Annotated in this window: 11 protein-coding genes and 1 rRNA gene; 4 read left to right on the forward strand and 8 right to left on the reverse strand. The window is 33.6% G+C overall.

The genetic code is table 11. From position 1 onward, the window contains the following. Window positions 1-39 precede the first annotated feature (39 nt). Together IJE13_RS08100 and hemB are read right to left on the reverse strand one after the other, a co-directional pair. Window positions 40-939 carry a triphosphoribosyl-dephospho-CoA synthase gene (locus IJE13_RS08100; protein ID WP_292779206.1) on the reverse strand — a complete coding sequence of 300 codons (900 nt, stop codon included), beginning with the start codon at window positions 937-939 and terminating at the stop codon, window positions 40-42. 54 nt (window positions 940-993) lie between these two features. Then, on the reverse strand, window positions 994-1989 hold the full coding sequence (hemB, locus tag IJE13_RS08105; RefSeq protein WP_292779209.1) for a porphobilinogen synthase: 996 nt from the start codon (window positions 1987-1989) through the stop codon (window positions 994-996). Window positions 1990-2222: 233 nt separating this feature from the next. On the opposite strand from hemB, the gene aroC reads away from it, so the two are divergent. Then, the gene (aroC, locus tag IJE13_RS08110) at window positions 2223-3326 is read left to right on the forward strand and encodes a chorismate synthase (protein WP_292779211.1); all 1104 of its coding nucleotides are present in this window, start codon (window positions 2223-2225) and stop codon (window positions 3324-3326) included. A gap of 189 nt (window positions 3327-3515) precedes the next feature. Here the strand turns inward: aroC and IJE13_RS08115 are convergent, their stop codons facing one another. Beyond that, entirely contained in the window at window positions 3516-4430 is a 915-nt protein-coding gene (locus IJE13_RS08115) for an MBL fold metallo-hydrolase (RefSeq protein WP_292779214.1), read from the reverse strand. A 41-nt stretch (window positions 4431-4471) separates the two neighbouring features. Beyond that, window positions 4472-5398, reverse strand: a complete 927-nt coding sequence (locus IJE13_RS08120; protein WP_292779218.1) for a DUF2121 domain-containing protein — start codon at window positions 5396-5398, stop codon at window positions 4472-4474. 389 nt (window positions 5399-5787) lie between these two features. Between IJE13_RS08120 and IJE13_RS08125 the strand changes: the two genes are divergently transcribed. The 3 genes from IJE13_RS08125 to IJE13_RS08135 all read left to right on the forward strand — a co-directional run bounded on the left by IJE13_RS08125 (window position 5788) and on the right by IJE13_RS08135 (window position 9346). Continuing rightward, window positions 5788-6168 (forward strand): desulfoferrodoxin, encoded by a 381-nt coding sequence (locus tag IJE13_RS08125; RefSeq protein WP_292779221.1) that lies wholly within the window; start codon window positions 5788-5790, stop codon window positions 6166-6168. Window positions 6169-6430: 262 nt separating this feature from the next. Beyond that, window positions 6431-6940, forward strand: coding sequence for a hypothetical protein (locus tag IJE13_RS08130; protein WP_292779223.1), 510 nt, complete (start codon window positions 6431-6433; stop codon window positions 6938-6940). Window positions 6941-7012: 72 nt separating this feature from the next. Continuing rightward, window positions 7013-9346: a DHH family phosphoesterase gene (locus tag IJE13_RS08135; protein WP_292779225.1), complete on the forward strand. Its 2334-nt coding sequence runs from the start codon at window positions 7013-7015 to the stop codon at window positions 9344-9346. Between the two features lie 608 nt (window positions 9347-9954). Here the strand turns inward: IJE13_RS08135 and nifU are convergent. From nifU to rrf, 4 genes are all read right to left on the reverse strand, one after another. After that, the gene (nifU, locus tag IJE13_RS08140) at window positions 9955-10332 is read right to left on the reverse strand and encodes a Fe-S cluster assembly scaffold protein NifU (protein ID WP_292779228.1); all 378 of its coding nucleotides are present in this window, start codon (window positions 10330-10332) and stop codon (window positions 9955-9957) included. A 76-nt stretch (window positions 10333-10408) separates the two neighbouring features. After that, window positions 10409-11614, reverse strand: coding sequence for a cysteine desulfurase NifS (nifS, locus tag IJE13_RS08145; RefSeq protein WP_292779234.1), 1206 nt, complete (start codon window positions 11612-11614; stop codon window positions 10409-10411). Between the two features lie 263 nt (window positions 11615-11877). Continuing rightward, on the reverse strand, window positions 11878-13194 hold the full coding sequence (locus tag IJE13_RS08150) for an O-acetylhomoserine aminocarboxypropyltransferase/cysteine synthase family protein (protein WP_292779231.1): 1317 nt from the start codon (window positions 13192-13194) through the stop codon (window positions 11878-11880). 423 nt (window positions 13195-13617) lie between these two features. After that, a 5S ribosomal RNA gene (rrf, locus tag IJE13_RS08155) occupies window positions 13618-13730 on the reverse strand; the annotation flags it as partial.

Genomic DNA, 13730 nt, shown 5'->3' on the forward strand with positions numbered 1-13730 from the left:
AATAAAATAATAAAAATATGAAAATAAAAAAAGGAAAGGTTAAAATTCCTTTGAAAGATATGACAAGAATATTGATGCGGCAGTCAAGTCCGCAGTAGTTCCAAGATTCAATTTATTCTCATAAAGATAATCGTCAAATTCCAAAAGAATTTCAACAAATGAATCATCATCTTTAAAGGCCAAAAGCTCTTCAGCTTTCTTGGAAACGGATTCTGCCACTTCATTGCCATATTTTCTTGAGATTAAAGTGTCTGGAATTTGAGACAATATTGTCATGAATGTCAAGACGGTAGCCTTGTTGATTACATCCACATCATCAGAGCTTTCCCAGAAGTCTTTAAAGCAAGGATAACCTATTTCAAAACAGACTGGCATCTTATTGGTAAGCTCATTTGCCAACCTGTCCCATCCTGCGGAAATCTCCAAAACGTCAAACATTGTTTGATTGTTCGCACGCAATTCATCCTTCGCCTTTTCACTCATCACATCAAACTCTTCCTGATCTCCCATACCTCCGGCATCTGCAACATTGATTGCATCATAGAGATTCACTGCATCTTCCACGGTTGTGGCATCCATTAAACGACCTACATTCTCTTGAATCTCATCAAAACTGTCGCTTATTGCAGCTGAAGCGGCTATTGGAATGCACATCATCATAATGCCCAGATTGGTATTGGTTTCAATCCATCTATTGGTCTCATCAACAGCTTGTAGAATGTATCTACCGAGTTCCGCTTTGGATAAGTCATCAACCTCTTTAGCTTGGAGTGCAACCTCTTCCATAGTATCTCCAATGACTACAGCGCTTATTGCAAAGTCCTGAAATACCATGTCATCGTAATTTCTGGTTCTGTGAACATTTCCAGGCTTTGGCCAACCGCTGACTTCAAGAACAGATGCTATCTGAGCCAATTTGGCAATTTCCTTTGCTTCCATAATAAACACCTAATAATAAGAATAAAATGATAAAAATAATAAAAGATTATCTAATTACAAATGGTCTAAAGCATATGGAGCAAAATTGGTTATGATCAAATCAGCTCCAGCTCTTTTGATGGACAACAATGCTTCCATTATTGAATCTTCAGTCAAATAGCCATTTTCAATTCCTGCCATGATCATGGAGTATTCACCACTGACATTATATGTTGCCAAAGGCAAGTCAAACTCTTCCTTAATGGTCTTGATGATATCCAAGTAAGGCAATGCAGGCTTGACCATCAAAAAGTCAGCACCTTCAATCACATCAAGCTCCGCTTCCCTGATTGCTTCAAGAGCATTTGCAGGGTCCATCTGATATGATTTCCTATTTCCTGCAGAAGGAGCGGAACATGCGGCTTCCCGAAATGGAGCGTAAAATGAAGAAGCGAATTTAACTGAATAAGACATAATCATTGTATTGTAATAACCGTTTTCATCAAGAATCTCCCTTAAGGCCTGTATTCTACCGTCCATCATGTCAGATGGTGCCACAATATCAGCACCTGCCTCTGCATGGGACAATGCAACCTTTGCAAGATATTCCAATGACTCATCATTTAGGATTTCAAAACCGAAGTCAGTGTCATCATTCTTTTTAATTAATCCGCAATGGCCATGAGAAGTGTACTGGCATAGGCAAACGTCTGTAATGATAACCAAATCGGTTTCCTCTTTGAGTTTACGAACGGTTCTTTGAACGATGCCTGTTGAAGCAAAGGCAGGAGACCCGATTGCATCCTTCTTGTCAGAACTTGGAATACCAAATACAATGATGGATCTCAATCCTTTGGATTCCAATTCCTTTGCATATTCCACACAGTCATTCAAGGAGTATCTATATTCCCCAGGCATGGTTGAAATGGCTTCCTTTTCACCATCCTTCAGGTCTTCCTTTACAAAAATAGGATAAATCAAATCTTCCTTATTCAATTTAGTTTCACGTACAATGTCTCTAATCTTAGAGTTTTTCCTATATCTTCTCATTCTAGTAATTGGAAAATTCATGATTTCACTTCTTAATGATTATATCTTAAAAAATTTGATAAAAATTAAAATATCGATTGGAATAATTTACATATTATTCATATAATAATATATCAAATTACTAATATAAATTTTTATAAAACTTAAAATTTATTAATCAAAATAAAAATATTTAATATTAGAAAAATAAAAGAACTTAATTTATTCAAAGTGAAAAAACTTAATGAAATTTAATAAAACATCTGAGGAATAATATGACAAACACTATTGGAAAGATCTTTTCAATCACAAGTTTTGGTTCCAGTCATGGAAAGGCACTTGGAGCAGTTGTAGACGGTTGTCCTGCTAATTTGGAGCTAAGTGAAGAGGACATTCAAATCGAATTGAATAAAAGGAGACCTGGAACAAGTGCATTGACCACATCCAGACAGGAAGGGGATAAAGTGGAGATATTATCTGGAATATTTGAAGGAAAGACAGATGGAACACCAATTGCTGGAATCGTTTACAATACCAATCAAAAATCTAAGGATTATTCAAACATCAAAAGTACTCCAAGACCTGGACATGGGGACTTCTGCTGGCTTGAAAAATATGGAATCTACGACTACAATGGAGGAGGCCGTGGAAGCGGCAGAACCACAATCAGCCATGTCATTGGAGGAGCTATCGCAAAGAAATTATTGAAGACCCAAGGCATAGGAATCACATCCCATGTGGTTCAAATCGGTGATGTTAAAGCAGAAAACATAGACTATGAAAACCTTGAGGAAAACATTGGTAAAAACAATGTAAGATGTGGTGACCTTGAAGCTGCAAAACTTATGGAAGAATTGATTCTCTCTAAAAAACAGGAAGGGGATTCAATTGGAGGAATAGTTGAAACAATTGCAACTGGAGTTCCTGCAGGACTTGGAGAGCCTGTCTTTGGAAAGCTTGATGGAGACTTGGCACAAATATTGATGAGCATCAATGCGGTTAAGGGAGTTGAAATCGGCTTAGGATTTGATAGCGCAAGATCAACAGCTTCCAAAATCAATGATGAATTCCACTACGATGAAGAAAAAAATATAAAAACCAAGACAAATAATTCAGGAGGCATCCTTGGAGGAATGAGCAATGGCATGCCTATTGTATCAAGAATTGCGGTAAAGCCAACACCTTCAATCTCTAAAATCCAAAATACTGTTGACTTGGAAAAAGAGGAAAACACAAGAATTGAAATAAATGGTAGACATGACCCATGCATCTGTCCAAGAGTCACTGCAGTAGCCGAATCAGTTACAGCAATTGTCTTAGCAGACCATATGATTCGTGGAGGATTCATACATCCGACTAACTTAAATAAATCAATTTAAATTAAAAAAAAAAATATTTCATGTAAAAATCTTGAAATTTCATGAAAGTAAAAATAGTGAAAAATAATTTAAATTTAAAACCATTAGAATATTTAAAAAAAAAAATTCTAAAATTAAAAAATAAATGAAAATCGTTAAAAAATAAATTAAAATAGTTAAAAAATATAAAATAATAAAATAATAAGAAAACTAATTAGGCTTAGTATAATTATTATTCTTATTATTATTTCTTTTTTTATTTGGTTTTGATTCAAAATTAAGGGCATAGACATCTTCTTGTTTTATGCGATTTGCAAACCTGTCCTTAAGGCGAATCATTCTAGACCGTTCAGGATATTTCTCATTGATATCCACTTTCATACCATCGAAAGCAGCCAATGTTCTGACTCCTGTCTTCTTGGAAACCCTAATTGCCTCTTCAACAGGATTTGCGGCAATCATCTTAAAGCCGAAGTGGGTCATGATTGCCAAGCTTGGCTTGACCTGCTCAACAATTTCAATGAAATTATCAGTGCACATATGTCCCCTAATTGACCTTGCTCCAGGCCTTAAGACACTTCCAATTAAAATATCTGCATTCTTATGATACTTTGGCAATTCGTCGAAATACTCAGTGTCTGAAGTGTATGAGATCTTGAAGCCATTGTTTTCAATTTGGAAACCTACACCGGTAGGATCGCCATGCTTTGTAGCGGTTCCCTTAATGGTAAATGCAGGGAAACGTGCAATCTTATTAGGAGTCAATATCAAGTTTTTGGAATTGCTTTTATGATAACTTGAAATTGCAGGACCCCAACGCTGAAATTTTTCAAAAACAGACTGGCTTCCCATGATGATACCATTGTTCTTAGTCATTCCCCTTGTCATGGCTTCAATGAATATTTCAGCATCGTTATAATGGTCTGTATGGGAATGAGATATGTAAATTCCATCAATTTTAGTTGGATTCACACCAAACTGATAAGACCTGACCAGTGCCCCAGGACCTGGGTCGATTTGATAATTCTTCCCTCCGAAATCATCAATTCTGAAGCCCCCAGTCATTCTTTTTTGACTGATTGTGGCAAATCTGCCACCGCCAGAGCCTAAAAATGTAATTTTCATTATTGTCACCTTTTAAAAAATCAATACAATAATTACACCATTTATTCAAGATGACATAATATGATATCACATTTTAAATTAGCCTTATTCTTTTTAACACATAAAACTTCATCTTCAATAACTATTTCATCACCTTTATCAAGGCCTTCAGAGTCCTCTACAAACATTAAAACATTCTGGCCAGGACTGGCAAGAAGCTTCCAATTTACATCAAATGCTCTAACATCATCATTCAATTTAACTTCAATGAGATTATCATCAATTATGACAATCTCACCTACGGATCCCTCCTCAATGATAGTTGAAGCCAATTTTATATTTTCATTCTGTTCTATTAATTTTTCTCTAAGCTGTGCCCTGAATTTAGCTAAAACCATAACATCTCTTTCAGCAACTTCATCTATGTAATCCTGAACCTGACTCTTAGCCAAACTGTTTTTTTCAATGACTATATCATATTCCTTACCTACAGAAGGAGTTACTTCAGAGATTTCCTTTAGGATTTGTCCAAAGATATCTCCCATATATTTAAGACTGAAACTTGGTTTCCATCTTTCTCGAATCATCTCATTAGCTAAGGATTTGGCAATCTTATTACCGAAGACAATTATTGAAGAATCGCCTCTTTTAGAATTCAGTATATGTGAACCGGACAATTCAATAATTTTAAACCCATTACTTGTACCATAAACTCTTTTCCTTTTGGTTTCCATGGTTCCTCTGGAACTCACTTCACCAATAGCCACATGTTCAATGCTTTTTACTTTACATGCATTATCTGTAACCTTTAAATTGACATCCAATTCTTCTGCTCTGGCATATAATTCTTCATCATTCTTGATTTCACCGGAATAAATTTCCTGTTCTAAAAGTTCGCGTTGTTCTTTTAAACCAAAATAAGCAATTCTACGCTTATCTGCCGCCATCACACATCCTTTCTTTCCAACATAAGCAATAATTAAACTCATACTCTCACATCGCTTAATTCAAGGCACCAAATTCATATTTTATTTACATATTCATTAATCAATCTTGACTATTTTAATGCCTAAATTCAATTTTATTAATTTATTTTTAATTTATAAAATTTCAAATAAAGTATTCAAAAGTTTTAGATGACTGTAAAAGGATTTGAAAATTAATTAAACCCTTAAAAATAAAAAACTTTAAATGAAATTTTAATATCTTACTTTATATTTATATATTTACAAATATAAAAAGTTTTTATATAATATTTTTCATTTAAATCCCTTAAAATCGAATGTTTGAAACCAAAAAACTTGAATGTTTTAAATATATAAAACTTTAAATATTGTAAGGAACAAAGTAGAATTAATTATTATTTGGAGGCAATAATATGGCTAAAATTAATGAGATTTACAGATGTAACCACTGTGGAAACATGGTTGAAGCTATTGTAGAAGGTGCTGGAGAATTAGTCTGCTGTGGAGAAGCAATGGAACTTTTAGAACCTAGACAATTACCGGAAGGGGGAGTAAAACACATCCCTGTAATTACTAAGGAAGATGGCAAAATTGTCGTAACCATGGGAGAAGAAGCACACCCAATGTTAGAAGAGCACTACATCAATTTCGTTGAATTGATTGTTGGAGATCAAGTTTACCGCGCAAACTTAAAACCTGGCGATGAACCTAAAGCAGTATTTGATGTAAATGCTGAAGTTGAAGATGTTAAAGCAATTGAATATTGTAACATCCACGGTTTATGGCATTCATAAGTATCATTTATTTTAAATAATACTTTTCTATTTTTTTATTTTTAATCTATTTTTTATAATTCCAATTTTAGCTCTTTTTTCTATTTTTTATTAAGTTCTTATTCACTCTATTTTAATAAGTATTCTATTTCTATATAAATTACTAAATTTTATTAAATATAAAATTCATAATATTAATAATATATAAGTTAAATTTTAATGAATATTAACCAGATTTTTTATCAACATTTATTAAAAAAATAAAAAAATAAATTTCGATAGCATGAGAAAAGATATTATATTGATTGTTTTGATATTGATAGCGGTTGTTAGCATAAGCGGTTGCATCAATAGCCCTATTGATAACATAAACAATAGAATGAAGGATTTGAATACGGATATTACTGAAGGAGATAATGATTATAACGCTGCAATCAGTTCCATCAATAGCCGTGACTATTCCAGTGGAAACAATAATATTCAAATTGCAAAAGAGAAATTCAATGATGCAGAATCAAAGCTTTCAGAGATTGAGGAATATCAAGATGACTTGAATGAAAGCGTTTACAAAGAGTATATTGATTTGATAAAGGAAGAGGTGTCATTGAAGAAACAGGCAAGCGATGAGCTTTATTTGGCAATCCAATATTATGCAAACAATGATGCCTATTCAGGCAATTCATATTCTAGATCAGCTAATGATCTTATGAAAAAAGCAGTAATACTTCAAGGCGAAAGAAATGACTTGGTGGAAGAGAATTCCGACTTATTCAAGAAAGCGGGAATAATCTAAATCAATTTTTATCCAAATGATGGATAATTCAATAAATCAAATTGATTAGTTAAATCACTGTGAGAGGGAAAAATGAAAAAAGCATGTCCTAAATGTAACGGAACCGGTTCCATAATTGTAGATACAAAAATATGTGATAATTGTGATGGAACTGGCTATGTAGACACATTTGAAATGAAAAATCACTTTAAAGGCGTAAACAGTAATGCTAGAGCCAAGTTTGATTTGGATGCGGATCGGGATGTTCCATGTGAAGTTTGTGATGGAAAGGGAATGGTGGATGTCTTGGAAGACTGTTCCTATTGCAATGGAACCGGAGAGATTACTGTTTGCAATGAATGTGGAAAACGTATTGACTCTGATGAGAATTACTGTGACGAATGTGCACAAAAGCAAGAAGAAGAGAAAAAGAAGAAACAGTTGGAAAGAGAGAAAAATCCTGAAAAGATCGTTGTGGAATCTGATATTTCCGGAAAAGAGATTATTTATGAATTGGATGGACTATGTGAAATGAGTGACTTGGAGCTTAATTCCATCTACAGAGGTAAGGTCACAAGAGTGGAAAGATACGGCCTCTTTGTAAGCTTGAACAATCAGGTTTGGGGATTGATGAGAACACGTAACTCTTCCAATAAAGTTGGAGATTATGTATTCGTAAGGATCACCCAAATAAAAGAGAGAAAACGTGAAGTGGACATGGCTCCTGCAAGCGTTTTCAAAGGGGAATATGTCATTAAGAAAGTCAAGAAGAACATCGAAAGATCAAAGATTGAAACCCTTGATGACTCTTCACTCAATAGTGTCGTTAAAGTTTATGGGGAAGTCATACAAATCCAACAGACTTCCGGACCGACCATATTCACCATTACTGACGAAACTGCAATCACTTGGGCTGCGGCATTCAATGAGCCTGGAGTCAGAATGTATCCAGAAATTGAAATCGGAGACATTGTTGAAGTGATTGGAGAAGTCAATAAGCATAATGGTGAAATCCAAATCGAATCCAGCAGCATTGAAAAGCTGGAAGGTGAAGAAGCCAGAAAGATGAGGGAATTCATTGACATTGCTTTAGATAAAAAGGCAGAACCTGATGATGTGGATTTCCTAATTCAAAGCCCTGTTTTAGACAGACTTAAACCTAAAATGAGAGAGGCCGCAAAAGTCATCAGAAGAGCAATTCTAGATGGAAGATCCATTCTTGTCAGACACCATGCTGATGCGGATGGAATCTGTGCAGGGGTTGCAATGGAAAAGGCAGTTATTCCACTCTTAAAGGAATTCAATCCAGATAATGACGCTGAATATCATTACTTCAAGCGTTCCCCTAGTAAGGCTCCGTTCTATGAATTGGAAGATGTTGTTAAGGATTTGTCATTTGCATTGGAAGACTTTGAAAGACACGGACAGAAATTACCACTCATTGTATTATTGGACAATGGTTCCACAGAGGAAGACATTGTAGCTTTAATGCAGGCAAAGATCTATGATATTGAAATAGTTGTCATTGACCACCACTTCCCAGGTGAATTGATTACAAAAACCTTGAAAAGTGGAGAAACCGTTGATGGAAGCGTGAATTGCAATAATGAAGACATCATCGCAGGCACTGTTGCAGTGGATGAATATGTGGACACTCATGTGAATCCATACCTTGTTGGAGGAGACTCCCAAATAACCGCTGGAGCATTGGCAACTGAAGTGGCACATATCATAAATCCTGATGTTGAAGATCTGATAAAGCACTTGCCTGCTGTTGCTGTATTGGGAGACCGTGCAGAAGCGGATGAAGTGGAACAGTATGTAAAGCTTGCATCAGAGAAAGGATACGATAGAGAGCAGCTGAAGAAAATTGCCGAATGTATTGACTTTGAAGCTTACTTCCTTAGATTCATGAACGGTAGAGGAATCATTGATACCATTTTAGGTGTGGACAATCTTGATAAGCATCCTAAGATGGTGGAGGCATTGTATAAGGAATACTTAAGACGTGTAGACATACAGATGAAAGCCACTTTGCCTAATGTAAAAAGAGTCCAATTGGAAAATGGAATCTACTTCAATGTGCTGGATGTTGAAAAATACGCTCATAAGTTCACATTCCCTGCACCTGGAAAAACATGCGGATTTGTTCATGACAAGATTGTTAAGGAGATTGGTGAAGACAAGCCAATCATTACCCTTGGTCATGGACCTGACTTTGGAGTCTTAAGGGCAACTGATTCCGTTCATAAGATGTTTGGATTCAATGTCAACAATATTGTCATCAGTCTTGCAGATAAAATACCTCAAGCTGGTATCGATGGTGGAGGTCACGAATGTGCAGGATCAATAAAATATATTGAAGGTCTTGGCAAGGAAGTATTGAATCAACTTCTAAGTGAAATCCAAAATATGACTAATGAATAAAATTTTAATTTTAAATTAAATTCAAAAAATAAAATTTGTATTATAATTAATAAAATAATTTTTTGATAAATTTTGATTATGAAAAATTTTATCAATAAAATTATTTTCAACTTTCTTTTTTTAAAAAATTAAAACTAAAATTAAAAATTTATTAAAATACTATTTTTAAACTGTGAGATATAGATATACTTAATTCATTTTTACAATCATATGGTATGATGTAATTAAATTGATTTTGCCATTAATTAAATTAATTCTATTTTGATAAACCATCATTTAATTAAATCTTAATATATAATTTTTACACAAAAATGAAACTGTGAAAAATTGAAATAATTTTTTATCAAAATTATGAAAAAATGAAAATTTTGATGAAAAAAATTTCGTGAAAAGTTTTAATAACATGAAACTAAAATTAATTAAAATTTTGAAAATTAAAAATAAGAATTAAAAAATCAAGAAAAAGTTTTAATAATATAAAACAAAAAATTATGAAAATAAGAAAAATGAAAATAAAAAAAATAATAAAAAAATAAGATTGAAAAAATTAAGAAAATTAAAAAATAGTTTTGAAATAATAAAACAAAAAATAAAAAATTAATCAAAATTTATTGATCTGATTTTTTAGATTTATAATCATTGATTGCTTCAGCTAATGCATCTGCTGCTAAGTTGGAACAATGCATCTTAATTGGTGGAAGCCCATCCAATGCATCTGCCACATCATTTCTAGAAATTTGCAAAGCATCATCAACAGACATTCCTATTGCCAATTCAGTTATCATACTGCTTGTAGCTATTGCAGCACCACAACCGAAGGTTTCAAATTTTATATCTTGAATGATATCATTGTCATCAACATCAATATAAATAGTCATCAAGTCTCCACAAGTTGGATTTCCAACTGTTCCTTCTCCACTTGCATTTTCAATGACACCACAATTTCTTGGATTTGCAAAATGATCCATAACTTTTTCACTGTACATGATTATCACCAATTCCTTTACATAATTTTTTAAATGATTATCAAACTTATTTTTATACAAATTTTAATTTTTTATCTTAATGGTCTGGGTCTGTAAACTTGGATTCGTCCAATTCTAAAGATTCATTATTTTCATTATCCCATAAAGGAGACATTCTTCTCAATCCTGCAACAACTTCATCTATTGCATCAACCACCACATCAACATCCTCAAGACTATTTTCTGTTCCTAAACTTAATCTTAGAGAACCGTGAATTTCAGCATCTTCCAAACCTAAAGCGCTTAATACATAAGATGCCTTCAAGCTTTTAGATGAACATGCAGAACCGGTTGCGCCATTGATTCCTTTTGCATCCAATCTTAAGATCAACCCTTCACCTTCTATTGCCGCAAATCTGAAGTTTGCATTATTCGGAAGCCTGTTTTCCCTATCACCATTCAGGTAAGCTTCTGGAATCCTATCTAAGATCTTTTCAATAAGGGCATCTCTCATCTCGGAAAGTTTTGCTATGTTTTCATCCAGTTGTTCATAGGCAAGTTCTGCTGCCTTACCAAAACCTACAATACCTGGAACGTTTTCAGTACCTGATCTGAGACCGTTCTCTTGGCCTCCACCATGAATCAATAATTCTAATTTTACTCCTTTTCTAATGAATATGGCTCCAACTCCCTTTGGACCGTAAATCTTATGGGAGGAAATGGACAATAAGTCAATATTTGCAGCCTTTACATCAACTGGAATCTTACCTACTGACTGCACCGCATCACAATGGAACAGAATTCCATTTTCCTTTGCAATCTTACCCACTTCTTCAATAGGTTGAATTGTTCCAATTTCATTGTTTGCATGCATTACAGAAATTAGAATTGTGTCCTCTCTAATTGCATTCTTTAAATCTTCAGTGCTGATTATACCCTTTTCATTTACTGGCAAATATGTAACTTCATATCCTCTTTTTTCTAGGAATTCACAAGTCCTAAGTACTGCAGGGTGCTCAATTTCAGTTGTAATGATGTGTTTTCCTTTATCTTCATATTTTAAGGCTACACCTTTTATAGCCATATTGTCAGATTCAGTGCCTCCACTTGTAAATATTATTTCTTTTGTATCTGCATTGATTAATCTTGCAACATTCGCACGAGCTTCTTCAACAGCTTTTTCAGCATCCCTACCTAATTTATAAAAGGTTGAAGGATTTCCAAACTCTTCTTTCAAATAAGGGATCATTGCATTGAACACTTCTTCCTTAATAGGAGAAGTGGCAGAATTGTCCATATAAATCATGATTAGCACTCCAAATTTTTTTCAAATAACTTAAAATATTTTTTATAAACATTAATAATTCTATTAATCCTAAAAAATATAACAATAGTTATATTTTCCTAATTAAATATTAGTAAGTTTTAGTATATAAAGTTTAGGTTTAACTAATAATTTAAAAAATAGTAAATTTTTAATTGAAAACTAAAACTTGAGAAAAAATAAAAAAAATAAAAGGAGATAGAAAATTAAAAGTAGATATTTAAAAAATTTTGGAGAAAATATTATTCTCCAAATTTAGCAGTTACCTTTTCTAAAGCCTGATCAATATCAGCAATGATATCTTCCACATCCTCAAGACCTACAGACAATCTGATCAAGTCTTGAGTAACACCTGTACTTTCCTGTTCTTCAGGAGTCAATTGTTGGTGAGTGGTGGAAGCTGGGTGAATAACCAAACTTTTTGCATCACCAATATTAGCAAGCAAGGATAAGAGTTCAACATTATCGATAAATTCTTTACCTGCTTCAAGTCCTCCTTTAACACCGAATGTTAACAATGCACCGAATTTGTCCCCTAAATATTTTTTAGCGGTTTCATGACTAGGATGACTTTCAAGACCAGGATAACTTACCCAACTTACTGCAGGGTGTTGTTCAAGATGTTTAGCTACCTTGATGGCATTTTCAGAATGCTTATCCATTCTAATGGATAAGGTTTCTAAACCTTGCAAGAAAATAAAACTATGTACTGGAGCAAGTGTAGCACCTAAGTCTCTTAATAATCTTGCCCTAATACGAATTGTGTAAGCTATGTTTCCAAGACCAGGAACATCTCCAAAGGTTTCCCAATAATTAATTCCATGATAACTTGGATCCGATTCGGAGATTGTAGGGAATTTTCCATTTCCCCAATTGAACTTACCGCTATCTACTATATATCCTCCTACTGCAGTACCATGACCTCCAACAAACTTGGTTGCAGAAGCTGCAATTACATCAGCTCCATAATCTAAAGGTCTTACTAAACCTACAGCAGCGGTGTTATCAACAATCAAAGGAATATCATGTGAATGAGCTATTTCAGCAAGTTTTTCAAATTCAGGAACATCCAATTTCGGATTTCCTATTGATTCCACATAAATTGCCTTTGTCTTGTCAGTTATCGCAGCTTCAAAAGCATCAAGATCCTGAGAATCTACAAAGATAACATTACGTGCCAAATCCTTAAATGTGTAATCAAAGAGTTGATAAGTTCCACCATATAAATTGTCAGCGGAAACAATTTCATCTCCAGGTTGTGTGATGTTTAAAAGGGCATAACTAATTGCCGCCAATCCACTTGCTGCAGAAATAGCAGAGTTACCTCCTTCTATAGCAGCTATCCTTGCTTCAAAAGCATCGGAGGTAGGATTTGTCAATCTACTGTAAATCTGTCCGAACTCTTGAAGAGCAAATCTATTTGCCGCCTCTTCCGTATCCTTGAATACATAAGAGGAAGTCTGATAAATTGGAACAGCTCTTGCCCCAGTTGCTGGGTCCGGTTCTTCTTGTCCTGCGTGTAATCCTAAAGTACTTAATCCATAATTTTTATTTGTCATTTTATCACCTAGAATATAATAATTTAATAAATATAATGAATACTAGTGGATTTTATTAAATTAAATATTTAATAAAATTCTTAAAAATATCCTTTTTTGAAAAATTATTTAATATCCTCATTAAAAAAATAACAATTGTTATATTTTATAATTGCAATTGTTCTATTCCTAATGAAAAAATATTAAAAATAGCACATCTTAAAAAATAATCTTAAGAAAAATATTCATTATATAACAATTGTTATACATAATATATAAATCTTTTGCTAATTCCAAGAAATTCAAAGCAATAATTGAAAAAATAGTGGAACTTTTCTAAAATTAATCTAAAAAAATAAAGGATAGATATTTATCAAGCTAATAAATAGTATCAAGTAAAAAAAGTTCGTGAAATATAAAACTAAATATTGTTGTATAAAAAAAGGCTGGCAGCTAAATGAAATTCCCATAGACCGAAACCCATAGTACACAAACAAAACGCGAAAAGACTTAACTTCTGGGATCGAAACGAGACCAGGTGTAACCCCATCGCTATG

The sequence above is a fragment of the Methanobrevibacter sp. genome (genome assembly GCF_017410345.1).
GTDB lineage: Archaea > Methanobacteriota > Methanobacteria > Methanobacteriales > Methanobacteriaceae > Methanobrevibacter.

Excerpts from the sequence above, each read along its gene's own strand:
- nifU (WP_292779228.1), bottom strand. The coding sequence starts at position 10,332 with ATGTACAGTGAAAAAGTTATGGATCATTTTGCAAATCCAAGAAATTGT.
- IJE13_RS08135 (WP_292779225.1), top strand. The coding sequence starts at position 7,013 with ATGAAAAAAGCATGTCCTAAATGTAACGGAACCGGTTCCATAATTGTA.
- aroC (WP_292779211.1), top strand. The coding sequence starts at position 2,223 with ATGACAAACACTATTGGAAAGATCTTTTCAATCACAAGTTTTGGTTCC.
- IJE13_RS08150 (WP_292779231.1), bottom strand. The coding sequence starts at position 13,194 with ATGACAAATAAAAATTATGGATTAAGTACTTTAGGATTACACGCAGGA.
- IJE13_RS08100 (WP_292779206.1), bottom strand. The coding sequence starts at position 939 with ATGGAAGCAAAGGAAATTGCCAAATTGGCTCAGATAGCATCTGTTCTT.
- IJE13_RS08120 (WP_292779218.1), bottom strand. The coding sequence starts at position 5,398 with ATGAGTTTAATTATTGCTTATGTTGGAAAGAAAGGATGTGTGATGGCG.
- IJE13_RS08115 (WP_292779214.1), bottom strand. The coding sequence starts at position 4,430 with ATGAAAATTACATTTTTAGGCTCTGGCGGTGGCAGATTTGCCACAATC.
- IJE13_RS08125 (WP_292779221.1), top strand. The coding sequence starts at position 5,788 with ATGGCTAAAATTAATGAGATTTACAGATGTAACCACTGTGGAAACATG.
- IJE13_RS08130 (WP_292779223.1), top strand. The coding sequence starts at position 6,431 with ATGAGAAAAGATATTATATTGATTGTTTTGATATTGATAGCGGTTGTT.
- hemB (WP_292779209.1), bottom strand. The coding sequence starts at position 1,989 with ATGAATTTTCCAATTACTAGAATGAGAAGATATAGGAAAAACTCTAAG.